24 protein-coding genes and 2 pseudogenes are annotated in these 26,122 nt (G+C 71.5%); 20 read left to right on the top strand and 6 right to left on the bottom strand.

Translation table 11 applies throughout. The features are described 5' to 3' along the window. Positions 1–159 precede the first annotated feature (159 nt). The 4 genes from AB0I71_RS12415 (at position 160) to AB0I71_RS12400 (ending at position 5,054) form a co-directional block, all read left to right on the top strand. Positions 160–1,050, top strand: coding sequence for a helix-hairpin-helix domain-containing protein (locus tag AB0I71_RS12415; protein WP_357583855.1), 891 nt, complete (start codon positions 160–162; stop codon positions 1,048–1,050). Then, complete coding sequence (locus AB0I71_RS12410; protein WP_357583768.1) at positions 1,047–3,470, top strand: ComEC/Rec2 family competence protein; 2,424 nt, start codon at positions 1,047–1,049, stop codon at positions 3,468–3,470. Before AB0I71_RS12415 ends, AB0I71_RS12410 begins: the two co-directional genes overlap by 4 nt. A gap of 121 nt (positions 3,471–3,591) precedes the next feature. Next, positions 3,592–4,572: a DNA polymerase III subunit delta gene (gene holA / locus AB0I71_RS12405; protein ID WP_357583766.1), complete on the top strand. Its 981-nt coding sequence runs from the start codon at positions 3,592–3,594 to the stop codon at positions 4,570–4,572. Next, a complete protein-coding gene (locus tag AB0I71_RS12400) occupies positions 4,569–5,054 on the top strand; it encodes a hypothetical protein (protein ID WP_357583764.1) in 486 nt (161 codons plus the stop codon). Before holA ends, AB0I71_RS12400 begins: the two co-directional genes overlap by 4 nt. Positions 5,055–5,271: 217 nt before the next feature. Here the strand turns inward: AB0I71_RS12400 and rpsT are convergent, their stop codons facing one another. After that, entirely contained in the window at positions 5,272–5,538 is a 267-nt protein-coding gene (gene rpsT / locus AB0I71_RS12395; protein WP_357583762.1) for a 30S ribosomal protein S20, read from the bottom strand. A 241-nt stretch (positions 5,539–5,779) separates the two neighbouring features. Then, positions 5,780–6,766: a phosphotransferase gene (locus tag AB0I71_RS12390; protein WP_357583760.1), complete on the bottom strand. Its 987-nt coding sequence runs from the start codon at positions 6,764–6,766 to the stop codon at positions 5,780–5,782. Positions 6,767–6,876: 110 nt separating this feature from the next. Here AB0I71_RS12390 and AB0I71_RS12385 point away from each other — a divergent pair, with 110 nt between their 5' ends. The 8 genes from AB0I71_RS12385 (at position 6,877) to AB0I71_RS12350 (ending at position 14,322) form a co-directional block, all read left to right on the top strand. Then, positions 6,877–7,410, top strand: a complete 534-nt coding sequence (locus tag AB0I71_RS12385; protein WP_357583758.1) for a DUF4240 domain-containing protein — start codon at positions 6,877–6,879, stop codon at positions 7,408–7,410. A gap of 94 nt (positions 7,411–7,504) precedes the next feature. After that, entirely contained in the window at positions 7,505–9,379 is a 1,875-nt protein-coding gene (gene lepA / locus AB0I71_RS12380; protein ID WP_357583756.1) for a translation elongation factor 4, read from the top strand. Positions 9,380–9,538: 159 nt separating this feature from the next. Further along, positions 9,539–9,829: a GlsB/YeaQ/YmgE family stress response membrane protein gene (locus tag AB0I71_RS12375; protein WP_155220781.1), complete on the top strand. Its 291-nt coding sequence runs from the start codon at positions 9,539–9,541 to the stop codon at positions 9,827–9,829. 194 nt (positions 9,830–10,023) lie between these two features. After that, positions 10,024–10,311 carry a GlsB/YeaQ/YmgE family stress response membrane protein gene (locus tag AB0I71_RS12370; RefSeq protein ID WP_357583753.1) on the top strand — a complete coding sequence of 96 codons (288 nt, stop codon included), beginning with the start codon at positions 10,024–10,026 and terminating at the stop codon, positions 10,309–10,311. A 193-nt stretch (positions 10,312–10,504) separates the two neighbouring features. Further along, a complete protein-coding gene (locus AB0I71_RS12365; RefSeq protein WP_357583751.1) occupies positions 10,505–11,791 on the top strand; it encodes a sugar ABC transporter substrate-binding protein in 1,287 nt (428 codons plus the stop codon). Beyond that, on the top strand, positions 11,788–12,774 hold the full coding sequence (locus AB0I71_RS12360) for a sugar ABC transporter permease (RefSeq protein ID WP_357583749.1): 987 nt from the start codon (positions 11,788–11,790) through the stop codon (positions 12,772–12,774). The genes AB0I71_RS12365 and AB0I71_RS12360 overlap by 4 nt, the downstream gene beginning before the upstream one ends. 38 nt (positions 12,775–12,812) lie before the next feature. Beyond that, entirely contained in the window at positions 12,813–13,643 is an 831-nt protein-coding gene (locus AB0I71_RS12355; RefSeq protein ID WP_357583853.1) for a carbohydrate ABC transporter permease, read from the top strand. A 34-nt stretch (positions 13,644–13,677) separates the two neighbouring features. Further along, the gene (locus tag AB0I71_RS12350) at positions 13,678–14,322 is read left to right on the top strand and encodes an MOSC domain-containing protein (RefSeq protein WP_357583747.1); all 645 of its coding nucleotides are present in this window, start codon (positions 13,678–13,680) and stop codon (positions 14,320–14,322) included. A 98-nt stretch (positions 14,323–14,420) separates the two neighbouring features. On the opposite strand, the gene AB0I71_RS12345 is transcribed toward AB0I71_RS12350, so the two are convergent. The 3 genes from AB0I71_RS12345 to AB0I71_RS12335 all read right to left on the bottom strand — a co-directional run bounded on the left by AB0I71_RS12345 (position 14,421) and on the right by AB0I71_RS12335 (position 17,412). Next, positions 14,421–15,326: a phytanoyl-CoA dioxygenase family protein gene (locus AB0I71_RS12345; RefSeq protein WP_357583745.1), complete on the bottom strand. Its 906-nt coding sequence runs from the start codon at positions 15,324–15,326 to the stop codon at positions 14,421–14,423. Positions 15,327–15,544: 218 nt separating this feature from the next. Then, on the bottom strand, positions 15,545–16,504 hold the full coding sequence (locus tag AB0I71_RS12340; protein ID WP_357583851.1) for a hypothetical protein: 960 nt from the start codon (positions 16,502–16,504) through the stop codon (positions 15,545–15,547). Between the two features lie 119 nt (positions 16,505–16,623). Beyond that, positions 16,624–17,412, bottom strand: coding sequence for an enoyl-CoA hydratase-related protein (locus AB0I71_RS12335; RefSeq protein ID WP_357583743.1), 789 nt, complete (start codon positions 17,410–17,412; stop codon positions 16,624–16,626). 20 nt (positions 17,413–17,432) lie between these two features. Between AB0I71_RS12335 and hemW the strand changes: the two genes are divergently transcribed. Continuing rightward, on the top strand, positions 17,433–18,656 hold the full coding sequence (gene hemW / locus AB0I71_RS12330; RefSeq protein WP_357583741.1) for a radical SAM family heme chaperone HemW: 1,224 nt from the start codon (positions 17,433–17,435) through the stop codon (positions 18,654–18,656). Positions 18,657–18,682: 26 nt separating this feature from the next. Here the strand turns inward: hemW and AB0I71_RS12325 are convergent, their stop codons facing one another. Continuing rightward, positions 18,683–19,276, bottom strand: a complete 594-nt coding sequence (locus tag AB0I71_RS12325; protein WP_357583739.1) for a DUF4870 domain-containing protein — start codon at positions 19,274–19,276, stop codon at positions 18,683–18,685. Positions 19,277–19,486: 210 nt separating this feature from the next. Between AB0I71_RS12325 and hrcA the strand changes: the two genes are divergently transcribed. From hrcA to AB0I71_RS12290, 7 genes and pseudogenes are all read left to right on the top strand, one after another. Beyond that, complete coding sequence (hrcA, locus tag AB0I71_RS12320; protein WP_204005598.1) at positions 19,487–20,509, top strand: heat-inducible transcriptional repressor HrcA; 1,023 nt, start codon at positions 19,487–19,489, stop codon at positions 20,507–20,509. Positions 20,510–20,582: 73 nt separating this feature from the next. Continuing rightward, on the top strand, positions 20,583–21,728 hold the full coding sequence (gene dnaJ, locus AB0I71_RS12315) for a molecular chaperone DnaJ (RefSeq protein WP_357583737.1): 1,146 nt from the start codon (positions 20,583–20,585) through the stop codon (positions 21,726–21,728). 1 nt (position 21,729) lies between these two features. Further along, positions 21,730–22,464 (top strand): 16S rRNA (uracil(1498)-N(3))-methyltransferase, encoded by a 735-nt coding sequence (locus tag AB0I71_RS12310; RefSeq protein WP_357583735.1) that lies wholly within the window; start codon positions 21,730–21,732, stop codon positions 22,462–22,464. 45 nt (positions 22,465–22,509) lie between these two features. Next, the gene (locus AB0I71_RS12305; protein ID WP_357583733.1) at positions 22,510–22,869 is read left to right on the top strand and encodes a histidine triad nucleotide-binding protein; all 360 of its coding nucleotides are present in this window, start codon (positions 22,510–22,512) and stop codon (positions 22,867–22,869) included. After that, positions 22,866–24,254, top strand: a complete 1,389-nt coding sequence (locus AB0I71_RS12300) for a serine hydrolase domain-containing protein (protein WP_357583731.1) — start codon at positions 22,866–22,868, stop codon at positions 24,252–24,254. Before AB0I71_RS12305 ends, AB0I71_RS12300 begins: the two co-directional genes overlap by 4 nt. A 169-nt stretch (positions 24,255–24,423) precedes the next feature. Next, a pseudogene (locus AB0I71_RS12295) lies at positions 24,424–25,119 on the top strand (PhoH family protein); the annotation flags it as partial. Next, positions 25,108–25,929 (top strand): annotated as a pseudogene (locus AB0I71_RS12290) (LAGLIDADG family homing endonuclease); the annotation flags it as partial. The pseudogenes AB0I71_RS12295 and AB0I71_RS12290, both read left to right, overlap by 12 nt. Positions 25,930–26,122: the final 193 nt, after the last annotated feature.

The raw sequence follows: 26,122 nt of genomic DNA, 5'->3' as shown, positions 1-26,122 counted from the left end.
ATAGCAGATCCGGTGCGAGATCAGGGCGTTGTCCACAGAGTCCCGCCCTGTCCACAGGTCGGCGGGCTCGGCACACCCGTCGGGGCCTGGCCGCCCTAACCTCGCGCCGTGTCGAAGGACGAGCACGACGAGGTGGTCCGGCAGCGGCTGTGGCGACTGATGCCCGGCACGTCGGACCTGCCAGCCGACGCCGCCGTACCGCCGCCGTCGGTGACGGACTGGCCGACAGTGCTGCTGCCGGTCCAGGCTGTCGACCCCGGTGGTGACACTGGCCCGGTTCGTGCGGCCGGGCCGCTCCGGGCCGGTGGTCCGCTGCATGCCGGCGACGGGGGACCGGTTGTCGTCGAGCGCGAGCGGACGACCGGCGAGGCGTCGCCGAGGCCCCTCCTGCCGGGGCCGGGTGCCTTCGATCCGGGGCGGCGCGGAGTCCGCGCGCTCGCGGCCGTCGCCGTCCTCGTGGTGCTGGCCGCAGGATTCTGGGCCTGGCGATCCCGTCCCCAGGTGGAGCCGGTCGTCGCCGAGGCCGGAGCCGCCGCGACACCGGATCCGTCCGTCGGTGTCGGCGACGAGCCGGCGGTGCCGGCGACGGAGTCGGCAGGTGACGTGGTGGTCGCCGTCGCCGGGAAGGTCCGGCGGCCCGGACTGGTGCGCCTGTCGGCCGGCGCGCGGGTGGCCGACGCCATCGACGCCGCCGGAGGGGCGTTGCCGGGGGTGGACGTGGCGATGCTGAATCCGGCCCGCCGGATCAGCGACGGCGAGCTGATCCTGGTCGGCGTACCGGCGCCCAGCGTGGCCCCGGGCGTCCCGCCCTCGGGGACCCTGCCCGGCTCGGGTCCGGGCGGCGAACCCGGCACCGGCGGGCGGGTCAACCTGAACACCGCGACATCGGCGCAGCTGGAAACGTTGCCCGGGGTGGGGCCGGTGCTCGCCCAACGGATCATCGAGCATCGCGACCAGCACGGCGGCTTCCGGTCCGTCGGTGACCTGCGTCAGGTGAACGGGATCGGCGACGCGCGGTACGAGCAGCTCAAGGACCTGGTGACGGTGTGAAGGCGTCACCTGCCCCGGTCGCGCGGCCGGCCGGAACTCCCGACCTCGCGACAAGCGCGACCACTCCGGACCTGCGAATGGCGGGCCTTGCCGTGGCGGCCTGGCTCACCGCGTTGGCGGGGCTGCACCTCGACGCCCGGCGGACGCTGCTGGTGGCCGTCGCCGCGACTGGCCTCGCCGGGATGGCGACACTGCACCTGCTCGGGTTCGTCGGCCGCCCCGGTCCGACCGCGCGCCGACACGGCTGGATCGTGGTCGCGGTACTGATCGGCGTGGTCTGCGGCGGGGCGGCCACCTCGGCGCGGCTGACCGTACGGGACGCGGACCCGCTGCGCGTCCTGGTGGACGAACGATCCCGGGTCAGCACCGAACTGGTCGTCCGGGACGATCCTCGGCCGGTGCGCGGCGGCATCGTGGGCCGTCCACCGACCCTGCTGGTGCCGGCCAGGCTTGTCACGCTGACCGGGCCGCAGGGCCAGCGGCTCACCACACCGGCGCGGGTACTGGTGCTCGCCAACGATCCGGCGTGGCTGGGGCTGCTGCCCGGGCAGCGGCTCACCGCGACGGGACGGCTGGCCGAACCACGCGGTGGCGATCTCACCGGGGCGGTCCTGATGGCGGTCGGTGCACCAGTCCAACTCGGTCCACCCTCGGCCCTGCAACGCGCTGCCGGCCGGCTCCGCGCCGGCCTCCAGCAGGCGTGCGCGCCTCTGCCGGACGACCCCGGTGGCCTGCTGCCCGGCCTGGTCGTCGGAGACACCAGCCGGCTGCCCGACCCGGTGGAGGAGGACTTCCGGGCCACCGGGATGACGCACTTGAATGCGGTTTCCGGATCAAATGTGGCAATTGTCGTGGGTGCGGTGCTGCTGCTGGCCCGCTGGGCCCGAGCGGGTCCCGCGCTGGCCGTGGGCCTCTGCGGGCTGGCCCTGGTGGGCTTCGTCATCCTGGTCCGGCCGTCGCCGAGTGTGGTACGCGCGGCCACCATGGGCGCGATCGGGCTCGCCGCGTTGGCCGCCGGCCGGCCCCGGGCGGCAGTGCCCGCGCTGGCCGCCGCCGTGGCGGTGCTGGTACTTGTCGACCCGGACCTGGCCGGCGACGCCGGTTTCGCGCTGTCCGTGCTCGCCACCGGCGGGTTGCTGCTGCTCGCACCGAGTTGGCGGGACGGTCTGCGCCGACGGGGCGTACCGCCGGGGGCGGCCGAGGCGCTGGCGGTGCCGGCCGCCGCGCAGCTCGCCTGTTCACCGGTGATCGCCGGCCTGACCGGCACGGTCAGCCTGGTGGCGGTGCCGGCGAACCTGCTCGCGGTGCCGGCGATCGCCCCGGCGACGGTGCTCGGCGTGGCGGCGGCGACCGTCTCGCCGATCTGGCCGGGCGGCGCCGAGACCGTCGCCTGGCTGGCGCACTGGCCGGCGTGGTGGCTGGTGCTTGTCGCCCGGTACGGCGCCCGGCTGCCGGCGGGCAACCTGCCGTGGCCCGGCGGGATCTCCGGGGCGCTGCTGTTGACGGCGCTGACCGTGGCGTTGCTTGTCGCCGCCCGGCGTCCCCTGGTACGTCGCCTGGTGGCGGTCTGCGCCGTCGCGGTCGTGCTGGGCGCCCTGCCGGTGCGGGTGATCGCGCCGGGGTGGCCGCCGGAGGGTTGGGTCGTCACGGCCTGTGCGGTAGGTCAGGGCGACACGGTGCTGCTGCCGGTGGCGGCCGGCCGGGCTGTCGTGGTCGACGCCGGTCCGGATCCGGCGGCGGCGGACGCCTGCCTGCGCCGGCTCGGCGTACGGCGGGTGTCGCTGCTGGTGGTCAGCCACTTTCACGTGGATCACACCGGTGGGGTGGCGGGGATCTTCCGGGGAAGGCCGGTGGACACGGTGCTGGTTCCGCAGTGGCCGGAGCCGGTGGCCGGCCGGGACCTGGTGCACAGGACCGCCGCGACACACGACACGCCTGTGGTGCCCGCCCCGGCGGGGTGGCGCTACCGGGCCGGCGCGGTCGACCTGACCGTGCTCGGTCCGCCGTACCCGATGCGAGGGACCCGCTCGGATCCGAACAACAACTCCCTGGTGCTGCTCGCCACCGTCGACCGGGTGCGGATCCTGCTGACCGGCGACGCCGAGGTGGAGGAACAGCAGGCGATGCGGGAGCGGCTGCCTCCGGACGGGCTGCGGGCCGACGTGCTCAAGGTCGCCCACCACGGCTCCGCGTACCAGGATCCGGCCTTTCTGGACGCGGTGCGGCCGGCGGTGGCGCTGGTGCCGGTCGGCGCGGGAAACACCTACGGGCATCCCAACGAGGCGGTGCTTGCCCGGCTGGCCCGGGGCGGGGCGCGGGTGCTGCGTACCGACGTCGGCGGTGACCTGGCAGTGGTGTGGTCGCCCCGAGGGCTCGGGGTGGTGAGCGCTGGTGTCGACCGGGTCCGTCCACAGCGATGAATCGACGGCAATTTACCGCGAAAAGCGGAGGATAAGGTAAATGTCTGGATTTGCGCTGAGTGCGGGGTCTGCCGGCCGAGTACCGACGAGCAGGCTGGACCAACCGGCCGAGCGTGCGAATATGGGCGGCGTGACCGCCGCCAGTGCCGCTCCTATTGTGCTCGTCCTCGGCGACGAGGAGCTGCTCGCCACGCGCGCGGTGACCGAAACCGTCGCCGCCGCCCGGGCCGCCGACCCCGGCGTCGACGTGCGCGAATACCAGGCTGGCCAGCTGACTGTCGGTGAGATCGACGAGATGCTCAGCCCGTCGCTGTTCGGCGGGCGTCGGGTGCTGGTGCTCCGGTCCGGCCAGGACGCCCGTAAGGACCTGGTCGCCGCCCTGCTGGCATACGCGAAGAACCCCGACCCGGAGGTGCAGCTCGTGGTGGCGCACCTCGGAGCCGCGAAGGGCAAGGCGTTCGCCGATGGACTGAAGGCGGCCGGTGCCCACGTGGTGCCGGCCACCAAGCTCAAGGGGCACCGCGACCGGGTGTCCTTCGTCCGCGACGAGATCCGCCGGGCCGGCGGGCGGTGCACCGACGACGCCGCCGAGGCGCTGATCGCTGCGGTCGGCAACGACCTGCGCGAACTCGCCGCGGCCTGCTCCCAGCTGATCGCCGACACCGACGGCCGGATCGGTGCCGACACGGTGGCCCGCTACTACCGGGGCCGGGTGGAGGTGAGCGGGTTCACGGTGGCAGACGCCACGATGGTCGGTGACCTGCCGGGTGCGCTGGAGGCCCTGCGCTGGGCGTTGCACGTGGGTGTGGACCCGGTGCCGATCGCCGACGCCCTCGCCGACGGCATCCGGACGGTCGCCCGGGTCGCCTCCGCCGGCCGGGGCAGCCCGTACCAGCTCGCCAGCAGCCTGGGCATGCCGCCGTGGAAGGTCGAGCGGGCCCAACGGCAGGCTCGTGGTTGGACCCCCGACGGGCTGGTGCTCGCCATGCGGGCGGCGGCGGAGTGCAATGCGGCGGTCAAGGGCGGCTCCGACGACCGGGCGTACGCGCTGGAGAAGGCGGTCTTCTCGGTGGCGGCCGCACGGCAGGGTGGCGCCAGGTGAGCGGAGCCCTCCGTGGCTCGTGGGCCACGATCCCGGCCGACGAGGAGCGGTACCGTCCGTTCTACGCGCGGGTGCTCGGGCTGCGGTTCGTCAATCCTGGCGGGGTGCTCTGCTTCATCTTCTTCGAGGGGGCGATCGCACTGGCGGCCCTGCTCGCGCTCGCCGAGCTGGTGACCTGGTGGGCGGTGCTGGTGCTGCCCGCCGCGGTGGCCGTGATGGTCAAGCTCAACGATCTGGTGGCCGCCGCGGTGGTGCGCTCCGCCGCGGCCGTGCCCGAGCAGGAGCGTGACCGGTTCCGCCGGCAGATGGAGCCGGTGGTCGGACGGGCCCGGGTCGACTGGCTGCGACACAGCGTGCCCGGCGTCGTGGTGCGCTCCGAGCCGGCGGACGAGCAGCACCGGCCGGCATCGCGTGGCGCCGAGGGCGAGGCCGATCGGGGCCGGTCCGGGCCTCGACCGGGAACCACCGAGCCCGGGTCCTGAGCAGGGCGCGTCACTCGACCGAAAACCGATCAAGCCCGCGAAACGATCAGGACCCCGGTCGCCCGCCCGGCCGGCAGGGGATCAAAGGTCAGCAGCGAACCGGACATCCGGCTCGGCACGGCTACCAGCCCGACCGGAAGCGGGTCGACGGCCGGTGGACGACGTGCGGAAGCCCCGAGGCGGTGCCTCGGGGCTTCCGTCAGGTCTGGGCGCTGGCTCAGGAGGCGAGCGACGCGACGCGCTTGGCGATCGCGGACTTGCGGTTCGCGGCCTGGTTGCCGTGAATGACGCCCTTGCTGGCCGCCTTGTCCAGCTTGCGCGCGGCGTCCTGCATGAGGACGGTGGCCTTCTCGACGTCACCGGCCTCAGCGGCCTCGTGGAACTTGCGGATGGCGGTCTTCAGCGACGACTTGACCGACTTGTTACGCAGCCGGCGCTTCTCGTTCTGCCGGTTGCGCTTGATCTGGGACTTGATGTTCGCCACGCGACAGCCTCGTCTTGATAGCTCGGGTTGGTCAGCTTGCGCGCGCGACGAGCATGCGTCATCGCTGCGCGAAGAGCCAGGTTACCAGGTCGGCTCGAACAGGCCAAAACAGCCTCCCGCCCCACCCGCCCCCGACCACCCGTCAGCCGCCCTGGTTGATCATGAGGTTAGCGGCAATCGTTGATCTTCAAACTGCCGCTAACCTCATGATCAACGGTGTGGGTGCGGGCGGCGGGTGTGGTCAGGTCCAGTCTTGGCGGTGGGACAGCCAGCGGATGGCCTGTTCACCGGTCCAGCGGTGGTGGGCGGGCAGGTTGGTCGAGGCGGTCGGTGGTGCCGAGGCGGCGGCGGTGAGGTGGTAGCCGGCCAGGGCGGCAAGTGTCACGTCCAGCGCGTCGTCGGGCGCGTCGGCGGCGGCCGGGTGGGCGGCGAAGAGCGCGTCGACGTCCAGCCCGGTGGCGTACCCGGTGATGAGCAGGGTGACCAGGTCGAACCAGGCGGGCCCGTGACACAGCCACGGCCAGTCGCAGAACCAGACCGAGCCGGCGGTGTCGATCAGGACGTTGTCGACCCGCAGGTCGCCGTGGGTGAGTCCGGTCGCGGCGGCGGCGTACCCGGGCAGGCGCGACTCCAGCGCGACCAGGTCGGCCAGGTGTCCCCGGGCCGGGGCGGGCAGCGGCGGTACCGGTTCCCGGCCGGCGTCGACCTCGCCCCACCAGAGGATGTCGTCCCGGGCCAGGTCGGCGAGGTGCGGCAGGCCGAGTGCGGTCAACTCCGCCGGTGGGTCGGCGAGCGCCTCGGCGACGGTGGTGAAGGCGGTCAGGGTGGCGGTCAGTTCGGACTGGTCCCACGGCAGTCGAGGGGTGTGCCCGTCGACGGGGTCGAGGCAGAGGACGTACCAGCCCGCCTCCCACAGCGTCCAGCGCAGCCGGGGCACCGGCAGCCCGGCCGGCAGCCGGGTGACGATCGCGGCCTCGCGGGCGTACCAGTCGACCAGGTGCGGCTGCTCGGCGTGGGGCGCGGCCTTGACGAACGCGCGCTGCCCGTCGGCGGTGTGCAGCAGCGCGGCGAAGCCACGGGTGAATCCGGCACCGGCGGTCCGGGCCTCGATCACCGGCGCGCCCAGCCGCGCCGCTACCGCGGCCCGCAGTGCGGCCGGCAGCGCGGACCACGCCGGGCGCTGGGCGGTGGCGTGGTACGGCACCGCGGGCGGGGAGGGAACGCTCACCCGACCATGCTGCCCGGTGGCCCACGCGGTGCCGACCTCCGGGCTGCCCGCCGCCAGCCCTCCGGTGCGGATCGGCGCATCCGGTGCGCTGTCTGCCAGACTGCCAGGCCATGAGGACCGACGACTTCTGGCAGTTGATCGACCGCGCCCGTGCCGGCGGGGGAGAGCCGGACGCCATCGCCGCCCGGGCCGTCGCGTTGCTCGCCGCCCGTGACCCCGAGGAGATCGTCGGGTACGCCCACCACCAGCAACGGGTCCTGGCCGCGTCCTACCGGGTCGATCTGTGGGGCGCCGCGTACCTGATCAACGGTGGCGCTTCCGACGACGGATTCGAGTACTTCCGGGGCTGGCTGATGACCCAGGGACGGGAGGTCTTCGCCCGGGCGGTGGCCGATCCGGACTCGCTTGCCGAACTACCGCAGATCCGCTCCGCCTCGCTCAGCGGCGAGGAGTTCGAGTGCGAGGAGATGCTCGCGGTGCCGTGGGACGCGTACCGCAGGGCCACCGCGACCGACCTGCCGGGGGAGCGCGCGGCGACGCCGCAGCCCGATCTGAACGACTTCTGGGACTTCGACGACGAGGACGAGGCCCGCCGGCGACTGCCCCGGCTCGCCACCCTCTTCGTCGAGCCGCCGCAGGAGTGACGGACGCCCGGCCGATGTCCGCCGGGGACATGGGAGCATAGAGGGGGCCGGCGGGTGCCGGCCCGCTCACGTCAGCCGACCAGAACGGACCGCTGTGCCACCGACGCTCGATCCCGGCGCGAACGCTCCTGGTGCCACCGACCCGGGGCGGATCAGGAACTTCTGCATCATCGCTCACATCGACCACGGAAAGTCGACCCTGGCCGACCGGATGTTGCAGCTCACCGGTGTGGTCGACCCGCGGCAGATGCGCGCGCAGTACCTCGACCGGATGGACATCGAGCGCGAGCGCGGCATCACCATCAAGAGCCAGGCGGTCCGGATGCCGTGGACGATCCGGGAGGGCGAGCGGGCCGGCGAGCAGGCCGTGCTCAACATGATCGACACGCCTGGTCACGTCGACTTCACCTACGAGGTGTCCCGGTCGCTGGCCGCCTGCGAGGGTGCCATCCTGCTTGTCGACGCGGCCCAGGGCATCGAGGCGCAGACGCTTGCGAACCTGTACCTCGCGCTCGAGAACGACCTGCACATCATCCCGGTGCTCAACAAGATCGACCTGCCGGCCGCCCAGCCGGAGAAGTACGCCGAGGAGCTGGCCCACCTGATCGGCGGCGACCCGGCGGACTGCATAAGGGTCTCCGGCAAGACCGGTGAGGGGGTGCCGTACCTGCTCGACGAGATCGTCCGGCAGTTCACCCCGCCGGTGGGCGACGCCGACGCTCCGGCCCGCGCCATGATCTTCGACTCGGTGTACGACGTCTACCGGGGTGTGGTCACCTACGTCCGGGTGATCGACGGTCAGATCAGCGCCCGGGACCGGATCAAGATGATGTCCACCGGCGCGGTGCACGAACTGCTGGAGATCGGGGTCATCTCGCCGGAGATGGTGAAGGCGGAGGCGCTCGGCGTCGGTGAGGTCGGTTACCTGATCACCGGGGTGAAGGACGTCCGGCAGTCCCGGGTCGGTGACACCGTCACCATCAACAACCGGCCGGCCACCGAACCACTAGGTGGCTACAAGGATCCGAAGCCGATGGTCTACTCGGGTCTCTACCCGATCGACGGATCGGACTACCCGGCCCTGCGCGACGCGCTGGACAAGCTCAAGCTCAACGACGCCGCGCTCACCTACGAGCCGGAGACGTCGGGTGCGCTCGGCTTCGGGTTCCGCTGCGGCTTCCTCGGCCTGCTGCACCTGGAGATCATCGGGGAGCGGCTGGAGCGGGAGTTCAACCTGGACCTGATCTCGACCGCGCCGAACGTGGTCTACCGGGCGATCCAGGAGGATGGCCAGGAGGTGGTGGTCACCAACCCGAGCGAGTACCCGACCGGCAAGATCGCCGAGGTGTACGAGCCGACGGTGCGGGCCAGCGTGCTGACCCCGAACGACTACGTCGGTGCGGTGATGGAGCTCTGCCAGGGCCGCCGGGGCAACCTGCTCGGCATGGAGTACCTCTCCGCCGACCGGGTGGAGCTGCGCTACACGCTGCCCCTGGCCGAGATCATCTTCGACTTCTTCGACCAGCTCAAGAGCCGCACCAAGGGTTACGCCTCGCTGGACTACGAGCCCACCGACGAGCAGGCGTCCGACCTGGTGAAGGTCGACATCCTGCTGCACGGCGAGCCGGTGGACGCGTTCAGCGCGATCGTGCACAAGGACAAGGCGTACGCGTACGGCACCACGATCGCCGCGAAGCTGCGCAACCTCATCCCGCGCCAACAGTTCGAGGTGCCGATCCAGGCGGCCATCGGCAGCCGGGTGATCGCTCGGGAGACCATCCGCGCCATCCGCAAGGACGTGCTCGCCAAGTGCTACGGCGGTGACATCAGCCGTAAGCGCAAGCTGCTGGAGAAGCAGAAGGAGGGCAAGAAGCGGATGAAGATGGTGGGCCGGGTGGAGGTCCCACAGGAGGCGTTCATCGCCGCGCTCTCCTCCGACTCCGACGGCAAGGCCTCCGGAAAGAAGTGATCGACCCGCCCGTCGCGGCGCACAATCGGCATTGACGGGCGGCATGACCGGTGGCGTCCGCTGATGGCGCTCTGGGCGGTTTGGGGATTCGGCGTCGAGGGAATCTGATCGGCACGACAGGAATCCCCGAATGACATCTTCTGGGTAAGGAGAGCCGCCATGGAGCTGACCGTCTGGGGCATTATCACCGCGCTGTTCGTGGGTCTGATCATCGGCGCGCTGGGCCGCCTGGTGGTGCCCGGCCGGCAGGACATGCCGATCTGGCTGCACATGATCATCGGTGTCGGTGCGGCGCTGCTCGGCACCGTGCTCGCCCGGGCGATGGGCATCGCCACGGTGACCGCCGGCATCGACTGGGCCGAGCTGGCCATCCAGGTTGCCCTGGCCGCGATCGCGGTCGCCCTGGTGGCCGGCGTGGGTAGTCGCCGTCGCGGTGTCACCCACCGGTAACCGCATCCGCCTCGACGGGCGCCCGGCCATCAGGCCGGGCGCCCGTCCGCGTGTGGGCCGGTGCGCGTGAGCTATCGGGGTCGTCGCGACTTCTCGGCCAGAAAAGCCGGTTTGGGATCTTCACGGGTCGGGCATTAGGCGGTCACGACAGGAACACCACAAACGTGGAACGTCTTTTGTGAAGGAGAGCGACCATGGAGCTCACCGTCTGGGGCATCATCACCGCGCTGATCGTCGGTCTGATCATCGGCGCGCTGGGTCGCCTGGTGGTGCCCGGCCGTCAGAACATGCCGATCTGGCTGCACATGCTCATCGGTGTCGGCGCCGCGCTGCTCGGCACGGTGATCGCCCGCGCCTCCGGCTTCGCCGAGACCGCTGGTATCGACTGGCGGGAGCTGATGCTCCAGGTGCTGCTGGCCGCCGTCGCGGTCGCGCTGGTCGCCGGTGTGGGCCGCAACCGCCGGGGAGTCACCCACCGGTAACAGCTGAACCATCGAAAGGCGCCCGACCGTCGAGGTCGGGCGCCTTTCGCGTGGGTACGCCCAGCTTCCTGCCCGCAACCGACGCGACCCCTCCGGCGGTACGGACGGCCATCGACCACTGTTGTAAAGGAAATCTTCGTACTAGGGTGCGGTGCAGAAGGTTAATGCCAGGCACGGTGGGAGGGGAAGCGGCGTGAACCTGTGGAAACGGCTGGCCCGGGTCACCGCCGTCGTGGCCGCGACCGGGATGGTGCTGGTGGGCTGCGGTGGCTCCGGGGATGACGCGGCCGACGCCAGCAGGCTGACGGTCTGGATGATGGGCGAGGGCGGTGCCGAGCAGACCGCGTTCCTCGACGAGGTGGAGACCGAGTTCCGGCTCACGCACCCCGACACCGACGTGATCGTGCAGTACGTCCCCTGGCTGGAGGCGCCGAAGAAGTTCCAGGCCGCGCTGGCCGGCGGCGAGGGACCTGATGTCACCGAGCTGGGTAACACCGAAACCCAGGGCTGGGCCGCGCAGGAGGCGCTCGCCGACGTCACCGATCGGATGGCCGGTTGGGCCGACAGCCGGGACATCCTGCCCGATCTGGTCCGCAACGCTCAGCTGGACGGGCGGCAGTACGGGGTGCCGTGGTACGCCGGTGTCCGGGGTGTGTACTACCGCACCGACTGGTTCGCCGAGGCGGGCGTGCAGCCCCCGAAGACCTGGGACGACCTGGTGGCGGCAGCGAAGGCGGTGCAGGCGACCAGGCCCGGAACGTACGGCGTGGCCGTGCCGGGCAATTCGGAGCTGCCCTTCTACTCCTTCCTCTGGGCCGCCGGGGGCGAGATCGCCACCCGGGACGGCGACGCCTGGAAATCCGGCCTGACCTCGCCGCAGGCCCGTCAGGCGGTCACCTTCTGGACCGACCTGGTGACCGTGCACAAGGTCGCGCCGCCCGCCGCCGCCGGCTGGAACGAGATCGACGCGCGTACCCAGTTCGCCACCGGCAAGGCGGCGATGGCCTTCGCGGGCAGCTGGCAGCAGGGAGCCATCGCCAAGGACAATCCGGAGATCGAAAAGGTCTGGGGCACCTTCCCCATCCCCGGCCCCGACGGCCGTCCGGCACCCGCCTTCGCTGGCGGCTCCGACGTCGCCATCTGGCGCGACAGCCAGCGCCAGGATCTGGCCTGGGACTACCTCACCGTGCTGCTGAACAAGAAGCACGCCCAGCAGTTCGCCGACAGTCTCGGCTTCTTCCCCGTCTACGCCGACCTCGTCGCCGGCAGCACGTACGCGGATGACAAGATCATGGCGGCGTTCGCGACCACCATGCAGAACACCAGACTCACGCCGCTCACCCCGAAGTGGGTGGAGGTCAGCCGGACCAGAACGGTGACCCAGGCGATGAACAGCTCGGTCATGAAGGGTCAGAAGACGGTCGAACAGGCCACCGCCGACGCGGCCGCGGAGATGGAAAGCATCCTCAACGCCAGGTGACCGCGCTGACCGAGGTGCCGGAGGCGGCCGCCGCGCAGGAGAACCCCGCGCGGCGGCGTCGCCGGGTGGACCGACTGCCGTACCTGCTGTTGCTGCCCTGCCTGGTGGTCATCGGGGGCCTGCTGCTCTGGCCGTTGGGCCAGGTGGTGGTGATGTCCTTCCACCGGCTGGACAACGTCCGTCAGCTGCGCGGTGACCGGGCGTGGCCCTGGGTCGGGCTGGACAACTACGCAGGGATTCTCAGCGACCCGTTCTTCTGGACGGTGCTGCGCAACACCGTGCTGTTCGCCGCGGCCAACGTGGCGCTGACGATGATCCTCGGCACCCTGGTGGGGCTGCTGCTCAACCGCCTGGGCCGGAGGATGGCGGCGTTCGTGGCCGGCTGCGTGATGCTCGCCTGGGCCACCCCCGCGCTGACCGGCACCATCGTCTGGAGGTGGATCTTCGACGACACCAGTGGCCTGGTCACCTGGGCCTTCAACACCCTGCCGGACGGGCTCTCGCGGGCGCTGTTCGGGCGCGACGACTGGACCGGCTACGGCTGGTTCAACTCGCCGCTGCTGTTCTTCGCGATTCTCACCCTGGTGGTGGTCTGGCACTCGTTCCCGTTCGTGGCGGTAAGTGTGCTGGCCGGGCTCAAGAGCGTGCCGGGCGAGCTGCACGAGGCGGCCCGGGTGGACGGTGCCGGGCCGTGGCGGGTGTTCTGGCGGGTCACCGTCCCGCTGCTGCGGCCGGTCTTCGGCATCCTGGTGGTGCTCTCCACCATCTGGGATTTCAAGGTCTTCACCCAGTACTACGTGCTCGCCGGTGGCACCCATGACCGGCCGACGTTCATGCTCTCGGTCTACTCGTACGCCGAGGCGTTCTCACCCCCGCCCCGGTACGGTCTCGGCGCCGCGATCGCGGTGATCCTCACCGTCATCCTGTTGGTCGTCACGGGCGTGTACGTGCGGTTGGTGCTCCGGCAGGAGGACGAGGCGTGACGGCCGGCCGGTCGGGTGGTGGAGGGCACGCTCGTACGCTGCGGCGCCTGGCGCTCAACGGTGCCGGACTGCTGGTGGCGCTCTTCGCCGCCTTCCCGGTCTACTGGATGATCACCACGTCGGTGAAGCCGAGCGGCGAGATCTTCGCCAGTTCCCCGCGCCCGCTGCCCGCCGAGCCGACGCTGGATCACTACCGGCAGATCCTCACCGGGAATCTCATCCCCGGGGTGAGGTTCACCGACTTCCTTCTCAACAGCGCCCTGGTGGCGGTGGCCACCGTGCTGCTGAGCGCGCTTGTCGCTCTGCTGGCCGCCACCGCCGTGGCCCGGTTCCGGTTCACCCTGCGGACCAGCTTCCTGATCATGCTGCTGGTGGTGCAGATGATCCCGCTGGAGGCGCTGGTCATCCCGCTGTTCCTGATGATCCAGCGGATCGGGTTGTACAACACCCTGCCCAGCCTGATCCTGACCTACCTCGGCTTCTCGCTGCCGTTCGCGATCTGGATGCTGCGCGGCTTCGTCGCGGCGGTCCCCCGGGAACTGGAGGAGGCCGCCGCCATCGACGGGGCCAGCCGGGCGCAGATTTTCCGCCGGATCCTGTTCCCGCTGGTGGCACCGGGCCTCGTGGCGACGAGCATCTTCTCCTTCATCACCGCCTGGAACGAGCTGATCTTCGCGTTGACCTTCATCAACCGCCAGGACCGGTACACGCTGCCGGTGGCGATGACCTTCTTCTTCGGCCGCGACGACACCGCCTGGGGGCCGGTGATGGCCGCCTCCACGCTGTTCACCCTGCCGGTCATCGTCTTCTTCCTGTTGGTGCAGCGGCGGATGGTCGCCGGCCTGGTCACCGGGGCCGTCAAGGGCTGAGGGGCGACCGGGCCGCTCCCGTAGGATGCGGATCATGACGGGCAGGGTGGCATCGGTGAACGTCGGCATCGTGACCGAGGCGGCGTGGGCCGGTGACGCGAGCGGGCGCAGCGGCATCGACAAGCGGCCGGCCGACGCTCCGGTGCTCTTCCGTACCGACGGGGTGGCCGGTGACTTCATCGGTGAACGGGCCCACCACGGTGGTCCGGACAAGGCTGTCTACGCGTACGCGGGGGAGGACGCGGCCTGGTGGGAGGCGGACCTCGGGCGCACCATCGACCCCGGCGGCTTCGGTGAGAACCTCACCACGTACGCGGTCGACGTGACCGGCGCCGTGATCGGCGAGCAGTGGGCCGCCGGTGAGGTGCTGCTCCAGGTGACCATGCCCCGTACCCCGTGCGCCACCTTCGCCGGCTTCTGGGGCGTACCGGATCTGATCAAGCGGTTCACCGTGCGGGCGACCCCTGGCGCGTACCTGCGGGTGGTGCGCGAGGGCGCGGTGGGTGCCGGCGACCCGATCGAGATCGTGCACCGGCCGGCGCACGGGGTGACCGTCGGCGAGGTGTTCCGGGCGCTCACCCTGGAGCCGGCGCTGCTGCCCCGGTTGCTGGCGGCCGACGATCTGCCCGAGCCGATCCGGGAGAAGGCGCGTCGCCGCCTCGGCGCACCGGCCGGCTGACGACCGGCGGGCCAGCCCCGGCCACGTCCGAGATGACGCGAAAGGTCCCGCCTGCCACGACTGGTCGTGGCAGGCGGGACCTTTTCGTCACGGTCCGGTCAGCGGAGCCAGGGGATGTTGCGGTTGAGCAGACCGCGCTGCTTGAGCTCCTTGCGCAGCGGGATCTCGTCGTCGATGTAGCCGTCCCAGTTGATGCCCCAGTAGTTGGCCGTGTGGGTGCCCTCACCGAGCAGCTGACGCTGCACCGGCGTGCGGTTGCGGTACCACTCGCCGTCCTTGTCGGGGTGCAGCTCGTCGAGCGGACGGATCCACCGGTAGGTGTAGCCGACGAACAGCATCTTGCGGGTGATGTTCGACAGGTTCGTCGACCGGGAGTGCCACTGGCGGCGGTCGAAGATGAAGGCGTCACCCGGGTTGGCGGTGATCTCGACCGTGCCCTCCGGATCCGGGTTGTGCACGCTCAGGTCCGTCGGGCGGGGCAGCGAGTTCCACAGGTGGCTGCCCGGGATCACCTTCGTCGCGCCCCGACCCTTCTCCGACAGGTCGGAGAGCACGTAGGCGACCTTCAGCGAGAACATCGGCCGCGGCAGGTTCGGGTCCATCGTCTCCGGGTCGGAGTTCTGCCGGTACCCGTCCTGGTGCCAACCCCAGTACGGCTTCTCGGGCTCCAACGCCGGCGGCGTGACGTCGAGGTGGTTGTGGTGGGTGTAGATGTTCCAGCCCGCCAGCCCCCACATGTAGGGGAAGGCGATCGGGTGGGTGAGCAGCTCGCCGAAGAGCTCGTCCCGCTCAAGGAAGCCCAGCAGGTGCAGGGTGCCGTCCTTGGTGGTGGTGCCCTTGGCCTTCTCCTCCTCGTACACCCGGTCGACCGCGGCCTCCAGAGCGGCCCGGTGATCCTCGGTCAGGACGTTCCGCAGCAGGAGAAAGCCCTGCTCGTGAAACTCCTTGCGGTCGACGTCACTGATCGGTTCATAGCCGGTCCGGTCGCCGTAGTCGAACGCCACGTCGTACCCCTCCCCAAGAGGTGAAACCATTTCTGGCACAGGCCGCCGATCGTAACGCGCGCGGAGACCGCCCGGGGGGCACCCCGTGAGCTTTCCGCGGGCATGACGACTGATGGCGCTTGTCCGACTACCGCAAGTTACGCAACGTGGTGGGACGAGTGCTTATATAGCGAATAGCCCGATTTTGCGGTGACTGCGGGTAAGGAGATCGAGGCTGCTCAGACGTCCGCGTGGACCTCGGCCTGGACCTGTCCGCTGCTGCGTTCGCTCTCCGGCAGACGCTTCCAGGTGCCGCGCTTGGCGGTCCACTCCCGGCCGTCGAAGGCGACCCGCTTCACCCCGTGCTCCTTCGCATGGGAGACCAGCCAGTGCGCGTACCGCCAGCCGGCCCGCTCCCCCTCGGGGATCGTCTGCGGGGCGTCGGCCGAGCGGGTCGCGGCGGCGCGGATGCCCACCGTCAGGCTCGCCAGGCCGACCTCGCGGTCCACCTCGGTGGCGAAGTAGTCCGAGCCCGGTCCGGAGTCCTCGGCCGGTGAGAATTCGGTCAGACCCCAGTCGAGCGTCAACCCCTTGGCCAGCGCGGCGATGGCTGCGGCGCCGCGCATCACCGGATCGCCGCCCACCGTGCAGGTGACCGCCGTGGTGGCGTTACCGAGCAGCGCCCGGGTGAGTACCTGCGACTCGTCGGCCCACTTCTCGTACGCCTCCGGGAAGGCCGAGCGCTGCACCTTCTGCGCGGCGTCGGTGACCCGCATGTCCTCCCAGCCGCGCACCTTCTTCAACGCCGCGTAGAACTTCCCGGCCGCGTACCGGGGGTCGCGGATCTGGGTCGGCGTGCCCCAACCCTGACTCGGCCGCTGCTGGAACAGCCCCACGGAATCGCGGTCACCGCCAGCCAGGTTGCGCAGCCCGGACTCCTGGTACGCGGTGGCCAGCGCCACCACCACCGCCCGCTCGGGCATCTCGCGCTGCACGCCGATCGCCGCGATCGTCGCCGCGTTCGCCATCTGCTGCGAGTCCAGAGTCACCTCGCCGTCGGCCTGCACCGTGCAGGCCCGGCCGGCCAGCGGCAGCCGTAGCCCCTCACCAGCCTGCCTCAGCACCACGATCAACCCGATCGCGGCGATCAGGACGAGGACCACGAAGCCCGTCGCGACAGCCCGAGTTCGCACCCGCACCTCCTGTGTCAAGGTCCGCCAAGCGTACGTCCCTCATCGACCAGTCCGGGTCGTCCGACCGGTTCCACCCCCGCGCGCCGTCCGTGCGCCGACCTGAGGTTCCCCGTCCCGGCCGTGGATCACCTGCCGAGTTCCGCCACCCAACGAGCCGGCCGCTTCTCCCGAAACGCGGTGACGCCCTCGATGCCGTCCGCCGACAGGAAGTACCCGGTGGACAACTCCGCCAGCTCGGTCAGCTCGGCGCGCAGGTCGACGGGGGCCGGCCGGCGCAGCAGTTGCTTCACCCCGGCCAACGCCGCCGGAGCACCCCGCACCAGCGAATCGCAGTACCGGTGCACCACGGCGGACAACTCCTCCGCCGGCACCGCGGCGGTGACCAGGCCGATCTCGGCCGCCCGCCGCCCGTCGAAGGTGTCGCCGGTCAGGTACAGCTCGGCCGCCGCCCGGGAAGACAGTCGAGGCAGCACCGTCGCGGAGATCACCGCGGGGATCACCCCGATCCGTACCTCGGTGAAGGCGAACGTTGCCTCCGCCGCGCAGACCGCCAGGTCGGCCGCCGCGATCAGACCCAGGCCGCCGGCCCGGGCCGGGCCGGCGACCTTCGCCAGCACCGGCTTCGGGCACTCCCGGACCGCCGCGAGCACGTCACCCAGCATCCCGGCGGGCACCGTGCCGCTGGCGTACGCCGCCGCGGTCTCCTTCAGGTCGGCTCCGGAGCAGAAGACCGGCCCGGTGTGGTCGAGCACGATCACCCGGACCGCGTCGTCGGCGACCGCGACCGCGAGCCCGGCCAGCAGTTCGGTCATCAGCGGCGTGGAGAGCGCGTTGCGGTTGTGCGGACTGTCCAGGGTGAGCGTGGTCACCCCGTGGGCCGTGGCGACCCGCACGAGCGCGTCGGGAGAGGTCATGTGAGGGCACACTAGTGGCCATGCCCGGCGTCCTTCCAGCAGGCGAGCCCGTCCCAGCCGACGGGTCGCTGCCCGCACCCGCCCGAGCGTCCGTCGGCGCCCGGGGTTTCGGGGTGTACGTGCACGTGCCCTTCTGCGCGAGCCGCTGCGGCTACTGCGACTTCAACACGTACACCGCCGACGAGCTGGGCGGTGGCGCGAGTCGGGAGGGCTACGCCGACGCCGTGCTGGCGGAGCTGACGCTCGCCGCCCGGGTGCTGGGCGAGACTCCGCCCACCCGGGTGGACACGGTCTTCGTCGGCGGCGGCACCCCCACCCTGCTGCCCGCCGACGACCTGGCCCGGATCCTCGACGCGATCGACCGGACCTGGGGGCTGGCCGCCGACGCGGAGGTGACCACCGAGGCCAACCCGGAGTCGGTGACGACCACCTCGCTGAAGGAGCTGCGCGCGGCCGGGTACACCCGGATCTCACTGGGCATGCAGTCGGCCGCGCCCGGGGTGCTCGCCGTGCTCGACCGCCGGCACAGCGCCGGCCGGGCCACCGCCGCCGCGCTGGAGGCCCGCGACGCCGGGTTCGAGCACGTCAACCTCGACCTGATCTACGGGACGCCGGGGGAGCGGGCCGAGGACTTCGCCGCCTCGTTGGACCAGGTGGTGGCCGCGGGCGTGGACCACGTCAGCGCGTACGCCCTGATCGTCGAGGACGGCACCCGGCTGGCCACCCGGATGCGCCGGGGCGAGTTGCCGTACCCGGACGAGGACGTGGCCGCCGACCGGTACCTGGCCGCCGAGTCCGCCCTCGACGCGGCCGGTTTCTCCTGGTACGAGGTCTCCAACTGGGCCCGCACGCCGCAGGCGCGCTGCCGGCACAACCTGCTCTACTGGACCGGCGGGGACTGGTGGGGCCTCGGGCCGGGGGCGCACAGCCACGTCGGCGGAGTGCGCTGGTGGAACGTCAAGCATCCCGGGGCGTACGCGAAACGCCTCGCCACCGGGGAGTCACCCGGGCAGGCCCGGGAGGTGCTCACCGGCGACGAGGCGCACATGGAGGAGGTCATGCTCCGGTTGCGGCTGGCCGCCGGCCTGCCGCTGAACGTGCTGACCGACGCCGGGCGAGCCGGCGCGGCGCGGGCACTGGCCGAGGGCCTGCTCGCTGAGCCCGCCCACGCCGCCGGCCGCGCCGTGCTCACCCTGCGCGGCCGGCTGCTCGCCGACGCCGTGGTCCGCGACCTGCTTCCCTGATCCCCGTCACCAGGCGGCCCGACCGGTCAGCGCTTCACGAACGAGTAGCTCATCGGATACTGGTAGAGCACCCCTTCGTTGGCCTTGACCCCGCCGATGATGCCGAAGATCACCGGCACGATCCCCGCGATGATCGGCGCGAAGAACAGGATGCCGCAGGTGATCGTGGCGAGCACCCAGCTCAGCACGCCGACAATGGCCCAGGTGAGCTGGAAGTTCAGCGCGGCCACCGAGTGTGCCCGGGCGATCGGGGACTGCTGCCCCCGGGTCATCATCGCGATCAGCGGCGCCACCCAGCCGAAGAGCCCGCCGCCGACGACCACGCCGAGCGGGCCACCGAAGTGGGCGATCAGGACCCAGGTCTTGTCCTCGTTGTTGGCGTAGCCGCCACCCGGTGCGCCGTAACCGCCGGTCGGGTAGCCGACACCGGGGGCTCCCGGCGGCGGCGGGTAGCCGCCGGGCGGGTACCCGCCGGGTGGGGGATAGCCGGCCGGCGGCGGCTGGTCGCCGGTGGGGGGTGGATAGCCGCCGGGCGGGGGATAGTCGCTCTGGCCAGGCGAGCCGGACAGTGGTGTCGTGGGTTCGTCGCCGGAGTCCGGGGGACGAGGTGGTTCAGTCATGGGGGTCACGGTAGGTGTCACCGGCAACGGCGCACCAGAGCGACACCGGCGAGTGTCAACCCGCCGATCGGTTCGATGATGGACGTGCTGACTTGATCATCGCGTCGACGGGGACCCCGACGTAGACTGGCACTCGCTACAGTCGAGTGCCAGAGTGTTCCTGCGGTGGCTGTGACGCTGAGGGCTGACCTGCGACAGGAGGTGGGAATGATGGGTCTGGACGACCGCAAGCTCGCCGTGCTCCGGGCGATCGTCGAGGACTACGTCGCCACCCAGGAGCCGGTCGGCAGCAAGTCGCTCGTCGAGCGACACCAGCTGGGTGTCTCACCGGCCACGGTCCGTAACGACATGGCCGTGCTGGAGGAGGAGGGCTACATCCGCCAACCGCACACCAGCGCGGGGCGGGTGCCCACCGATCGTGGCTACCGACTCTTCGTCGACCGGCTGAGCCGGGTCAAGCCGCTCAGCCCGGCCGAACGCCGGGCGATCGAGCGCTTCCTGGCCGGCGCCGTCGACCTCGACGACGTGGTGCACCGCACGGTGCGGCTGCTGGCGCAGCTGACCCGTCAGGTCGCCGTCGTGCAGTACCCGAGCCTGGCCCGGTCCCGGGTGCGTCACCTGGAACTGGTGCCGATCTCCACCACCCGGCTGATGCTCGTGATGATCGCCGACACCGGCCGGGTCGAGCAGCGGCTTGTCGAGCTGCCCGCACCGGTCCTCGCCGACGACGTCCTGGACCTGCGCCGGTTGGTCAACGAGAAACTCGTCGGAGTCCGCCTGTCGGAGACCCCGCCGCTGGTGCAGGCCCTGATCGACGACTGTGCGCCGCACCTGCGCCCGGCCATGACGACCCTGTCCACCGTGCTGCTGGAGACCCTCGTCGAACGGCACGAGGAACGGCTCGCCCTGGCCGGCACCGCGAACCTCGCCCGGGGCGGCCTGCTCGACTTCCAGGGCTCGTTGCGCCCCATCCTCGAAGCTCTTGAGGAGGAGGTCGTGCTGCTCAAGCTCATCGGTGAGGTGGAGCCGAGCACCCTGCGGGTACGCATCGGCGACGAGAACGAGTACGACAACCTGCGGGCGGCTTCCGTGGTCAGCACCGGGTACGGCCCGGGCGCGACCATCGTCGGGGGGATGGGCGTGCTGGGACCGACCCGGATGGACTACCCCGGAACCATCGCCACGGTGAGGGCCGTGGCACGCTACGTGGGCGAGCTGCTGGCCCAGAACTGACAAGTCAGGGCCGACGGCAGGCTGCCGCCGCCGAACGGCGTAACTCGAGACGAACACGAGGACACGGAACGCAGTGGCCAGGGACTACTACGGCATTCTCGGCGTGAGCAAGGGTGCCTCCGATGACGAGATCAAGCGCGCCTACCGCAAGCTGGCGCGCCAGTTCCATCCGGACGTGAACCCGGACCCGGAGGCACAGGAGAAGTTCAAGGACATCAACGCCGCGTACGAGGTCCTCTCGGACGATCGGAAACGGCAGATCGTCGACCTGGGCGGGGACCCGCTGGCACCGGGCGGGGGTGGGCCCGGCGGTCCGGGCGGCCCCGGCGGGGCCGGACCCTTCGTCGGCTTCCAGGACATCATGGACGCGTTCTTTGGCGGCGCCACCGGCGCCGGACGAGGCCCGCGACCGCGTACCCGCCCCGGTGCCGACGCGATCCTGCGCCTGGAACTGGACCTTCAGGAGACCGCCTTCGGCGTCGAGGCGCCGATCACCGTCGACACGGCGGTGCTCTGCACCACCTGCTCCGGTGCCGGCACCGCCGCCGGCACCCACCTGGCCACCTGCGAGGCGTGTGGCGGTCGGGGCGAGGTGCAGTCGGTGCAGCGCACCTTCCTCGGCCAGGTGGTCTCCGCCCGGCCGTGCACGGTCTGCCAGGGTTACGGCACCACCATCCCGCACCCCTGCCCGACCTGCGCCGGTGACGGCCGGGTGCGCACCCGTCGGTCGCTGACCGTCAAGATCCCCGCCGGGGTGGAGGACGGCATGCGCATCCGCCTCGCCCAGCAGGGCGAGGTCGGCCCGGGCGGCGGCACCGCCGGTGACCTCTACGTGGAGATCCACGAACGGCCACACGACGTCTTCTCCCGCAAGGGCGACGACCTGCACTGCCGGGTCACCGTGCCGATGACCGCCGCCGCGCTCGGCACTCGGCTGACCATCAAGACGCTCGACAGCGAGGAACCGGTGGACGTCAAGCCGGGCACCCAGCCGGGCAGCACCCTGCGGCTGCGGGCCCGTGGCGTACCGCACCTGCGCGGAGCCGGGCGGGGCGACCTCTACGTCCACCTGGACGTGCGCACCCCCACCAAGCTCGACGCCGAGCAGGAGCGGATGCTGCGCGAGTTCGCCAAGACCCGCGGTGAGGAGGTCGCCGAGCTGACCAAGCAGGGCGGCTTCTTCTCCCGGATGCGCGACGCCTTCAACGGCCACGCCTGACGTGTCCGCCCCGCTGTTTCTGGTCGAGTCGCTGCCGACCGCCGCGTCGATGGTGTTGGACGGCCCCGAGGGCCACCACGCCGCCACCGTGCAACGGCTGCGGGTCGGCGAGCAGGTGCTGCTCGCCGACGGCCGGGGCGGCACGGCCACCGCCGTGGTCACCGCCGTCGGCCGGGGCACCCTCGACCTCGACGTGACCGACCGGGGGTACGTCGACGCGGCGAACCCCCGGCTGGTGGTGGTCCAGGGCATCGCCAAGGGCGACCGGGGCGAGCTGGCCGTGCAGGCGATGACCGAGGCCGGCGTGGACGAGATAGTCCCCTGGGCGGCGAGTCGCTCGGTGGTGCAGTGGCGCGGTGACCGGGGCGTACGGGCCCGCGGCAGGTGGGTCGCCACCACCCGCGAGGCGACGAAGCAGGCCCGACGGGCGTGGCTGCCGGTGATGGCCGGAGCACCCGACGAGGCCACCGCCTCGGTGGCGCGCCGGATCGCCGGGGCGGCGGCCGGGTACGTGCTGCACGAGGAGGCGACCGACCGGCTGACCACCGTCGAGCTGCCCGATCACGGCGAGATCGTGCTGGTGGTGGGGCCCGAGGGCGGCATCACCCCGGACGAGCTGTCGACCTTCCAGGAAGCCGGCGCGCGACCGGTACGGCTCGGCACCTCGGTGCTGCGCACCTCCACCGCGGGCGTGGCCGCCCTGGCGGTCCTCGCCACCCGCCTGCTGCGTTGGTGAGCGTCGCGCGAACGTCGCCGAGGATCACTTCCTTACACTGCCCGGATGGGAAGCGACTGTCTGTTCTGCCGCATCGTCGCCGGAGAGATTCCGGCCACCGTGGTCCGTGAGACGCCCACCACGCTCGCCTTCCGCGACATCGACCCGAAGGCGCCGGTACACGTGCTGGTCGTGCCGAAGGAGCACTACGCGGACGTGGCCACGCTCGGCCAGGGTGATCCGGCGCTGGCCGGCGAGGTCCTGGCCACGGCCGCCGCGGTGGCCGAGGACGAGGGACTGCTCGGCGACGGGTTCCGGCTGATGTTCAACACCGGCGCGTACGGCGGTCAGGAGGTCTTCCACGTGCACGCCCACGTGCTTGGCGGCGCACCACTCGGCCCGATGCTGGCCCGGAGTATCGGATGACCTCCGCCGCCGGCCGCACCTCCGCCGCCGGTCGCCTGGAACGGATGGTCCGGCAGGTCCAGGCGCAGGCCCGGGTGCCGGCGGTCTCGGCGGCGGTGCACCGGGCCGACCGGCCGCTGTGGACGTGCACCGCTGGCGGCACCGGCAACGACACGGCGCTGGACGAGCAGACCCGGTTCCGGATCGGCTCGGTGACCAAGACCTTCACCGCCGTCCTCGTCATGCAGTGCCGCGACGCCGGGCTGCTCGACCTCGACGACCCGTTGCGGCGCCACCTCGACCTGCCGGCGCACGGCGAGCTGACCGTACGCCGGTTGCTGTCGCACACCGCCGGCCTGCAACGGGAGCCGTACGGCGACGTCTGGGACACGCTGCGCGCACCGGACGCCGACCAACTGATCGCCGAACTGGCCCGGGCCGAGCGGGTGCTGCCGAGCGGGCGCCGCTACCACTACTCGAACCTGGGCATGGCGCTGCTCGGCCGCCTGGTCGGGCAGGTACGCGGCGGCACCTGGGCGGAGGTGCTCACCGAGCGGGTGCTGACCCCGCTCGGGCTGACCGCCACCAGTGTCACCCCGGGGCCGCGCGCCGCGACCGGATTCCTGGTCGACGCGTACTCCGACGAGGCCCATCCGGAACCACCCACCGACTTCGGCGCGGTGGGGCCGGCCGCGCAACTGTGGAGCACGGCTACCGACATGGCCCGGTGGGCCGCCTTCCTGGCCGACCCGGCGGCGGTGGACGCGGCGGGCCGGGTGCTCACTCCGGCCACCCTGGACGAGATGCGCTGGCCGGTGACGGTCACCGACGAGGCCGTGTGGGCCGGCGGGTTCGGTCTCGGCCTGATCCTGGTGCCGCAGGGGGAGCGGGTGGTGCACGTGGGGCACGACGGGGCGATGCCCGGCTTCCTCGCCGGGGTGTACGGCCGGCGGGGCGGCGAGGGCACCCCCGCCGCTTTCGGCGCTGCCGTGCTGGGCTCCTCCGGCACCGCCACCGAGCTGCTGGAGCTGCCGCACCGGCTGCTCGCCGAGGCGGTCGAGCACGACCCGGCCGACATCGATCCGTGGCGTCCCGGTGATCCGGCGCCGCCGGAGCTGCGCGGGCTGCTCGGCCGCTGGTGGGGCGAGGGCTTCGAGTACGTCTTCTCGTGGCACGAGGGGGCGCTGCGGGCCCGTGGCGCCGGTGACCCCCCGGGGAAGCCGCCCGCGGTGTTCGCCCCGGTGCCGCAGCGACCGGACGTGTTCCGTACCGTCTCCGGCCGGGAGAACGGTGAGCTGCTCCGGCTGACCCGGGACTCCGCCGGCGTGGTGGTCCGGATGCACTGGGCGACGTACCGGTTCACCCGCCGTCAGGAGACCTTCGAGGGCTTCGACTTCCGCGCTTGACCTGGGCGGAATGCCTGTTCTGTCCGGTGGTGCCGGGACGCCACGGCGGCGGAAATGGGCAGCGTGTCCGCGCCGTTGACCCGATACCATGGATGCAACGTCCGCGCGCCGAGCCATGGGCCGGCACCGAGATCGAGAGCAGGTGGCGCAGGGCCCTCGGGCCCGACCTATGACCGGCACCCCACCTCCCGGCCCGCCCCGGGTGCAGACCAGGATCACGGTCCCCGACTCGAAGATCATGGTCAACCTGCTCGGCGCGGGTGACGAGATCCTGCGACTGGTCGAGCGCTCGGTGAACAGTGACGTGCACGTGCGTGGCAACGAGATCACCATCACCGGCGCTCCCGCCGACAACGCCCTCGCCGAGCGGCTCTTCAGCGAGCTGCTCGAACTCATCGAGAAAGGCGAGACCCTGACCACAGATGCTGTCCGGCGTACCGTCGGCATGCTCGAACAGGGTGGTACGGAGCGACCCGCCGAGGTGCTGACCCTCAACATCCTCTCCCGGCGCGGGCGCACCATCCGTCCCAAGACGCTCGGGCAGAAGCGCTACGTCGACGCGATCGACGGGCACACGATCGTCTTCGGCATCGGCCCTGCGGGTACCGGTAAGACCTACCTCGCCATGGCCAAGGCGGTGCAGGCGTTGCAGGCCAAGCAGATCAACCGGATCATCCTGACCCGGCCGGCGGTCGAGGCGGGTGAGCGACTGGGCTTCCTGCCCGGCACGCTCAACGAGAAGATCGACCCCTACCTGCGTCCGCTCTACGACGCGCTGCACGACATGCTCGACCCGGAGACCATCCCGAAGCTGATGGCGGCCGGGACGATCGAGGTCGCCCCGCTGGCATATATGAGGGGTCGGGCGCAGCCGTACGACGCCCGCGTTCTGACGCCGGAAGGCTTCAAGCGGTTCGGCTCACTCCAGGTCGGCGATCTGGTGATCGGCTCGAACGGCATGCCGACCCCGGTGATCGGGATCTACCCGCAGGGGCCCAAGCAGGTCTACCGGGTGACCACGCAGGACGGGGCCTCCACCCTGTGCTGCGGTGAGCACCTCTGGACGGTCGCCACCCCCGAGGACAAGCGGCGTGGTCGCCGACGCACGCTGGAGACCCAGGAGATGATCGGGCAGGAGCGGCGGGGATACATCCGCCGTTACGAACTGCCGGTGGTGGCTCCGGTCCAGCTGGAGCCGCAGGACGTTCCGCTCGATCCGTACGTCCTCGGCCTGCTGCTCGGTGACGGGTCGATCTCGTGCCGCACGACGCCGGGGTTCACCACGGCGGACCCTGAACTCGCCCGGGCGATCGAGGACAACCTCGTCGACATCGAGCTGCACCGCAAGAGCGAATACGACTATGTGCTCCGGCACACCAAGGGTCACCGCGGCGGTGTGATCGTCGCCAACCCGGTGACTGTCGCGCTCCGCGAGCTGGGTCTGGCCGGCACGAAGTCGGGCACCAAGTTCGTGCCGTCCGCATATCTCCGGAACAGCGCCGATGTCCGGCTGGCCGTCCTGCAAGGGCTGCTGGACACCGACGGCGGGCCGGTCGTTCAGGCGGGACGTACCTGCCGGGTGCAGTACTCGACCACCTCTCCCCGACTGCGTGACGACGTCGTCCACCTGGTCCAGTCACTCGGTGGCGTGGCGACGTGGCGTGTTCGGGCGGCCGAAGGCCGCAAGCCGGGCCTGGCCAACGGTCGACCGGTCGCGTACCGGTCGGACGCATATGTCGTGGAGATCCGCTTGCCGGAGGGCGTAGCGCCGTTCCGGTTGTCGCGTAAGCGCCAGCGGTACGAGGAGTGCGGCGGCGGCCGGCCGATGCGTTTCATTGACTCGATCGTTCCCGCAGGTGTCCAGGAGA

The organism is Micromonospora sp. NPDC049891, assembly GCF_040660295.1.
Taxonomy (GTDB): Bacteria; Actinomycetota; Actinomycetes; order Mycobacteriales; family Micromonosporaceae; genus Micromonospora.
This window is presented reverse-complemented; position numbering and strand designations above follow the sequence as displayed.

Bases quoted from the DNA above. Each gene is read 5' to 3' on its own strand.
- hemW (WP_357583741.1), top strand. From the start codon at position 17,433: ATGCCCGGCGTCCTTCCAGCAGGCGAGCCCGTCCCAGCCGACGGGTCG.
- AB0I71_RS12350 (WP_357583747.1), top strand. From the start codon at position 13,678: ATGACGGGCAGGGTGGCATCGGTGAACGTCGGCATCGTGACCGAGGCG.
- AB0I71_RS12375 (WP_155220781.1), top strand. From the start codon at position 9,539: ATGGAGCTGACCGTCTGGGGCATTATCACCGCGCTGTTCGTGGGTCTG.
- AB0I71_RS12370 (WP_357583753.1), top strand. From the start codon at position 10,024: ATGGAGCTCACCGTCTGGGGCATCATCACCGCGCTGATCGTCGGTCTG.
- AB0I71_RS12305 (WP_357583733.1), top strand. From the start codon at position 22,510: ATGGGAAGCGACTGTCTGTTCTGCCGCATCGTCGCCGGAGAGATTCCG.
- AB0I71_RS12300 (WP_357583731.1), top strand. From the start codon at position 22,866: ATGACCTCCGCCGCCGGCCGCACCTCCGCCGCCGGTCGCCTGGAACGG.
- AB0I71_RS12385 (WP_357583758.1), top strand. From the start codon at position 6,877: ATGAGGACCGACGACTTCTGGCAGTTGATCGACCGCGCCCGTGCCGGC.
- hrcA (WP_204005598.1), top strand. From the start codon at position 19,487: ATGGGTCTGGACGACCGCAAGCTCGCCGTGCTCCGGGCGATCGTCGAG.
- AB0I71_RS12415 (WP_357583855.1), top strand. From the start codon at position 160: ATGCCCGGCACGTCGGACCTGCCAGCCGACGCCGCCGTACCGCCGCCG.
- AB0I71_RS12335 (WP_357583743.1), bottom strand. From the start codon at position 17,412: ATGACCTCTCCCGACGCGCTCGTGCGGGTCGCCACGGCCCACGGGGTG.
- AB0I71_RS12325 (WP_357583739.1), bottom strand. From the start codon at position 19,276: ATGACTGAACCACCTCGTCCCCCGGACTCCGGCGACGAACCCACGACA.
- holA (WP_357583766.1), top strand. From the start codon at position 3,592: ATGGGCGGCGTGACCGCCGCCAGTGCCGCTCCTATTGTGCTCGTCCTC.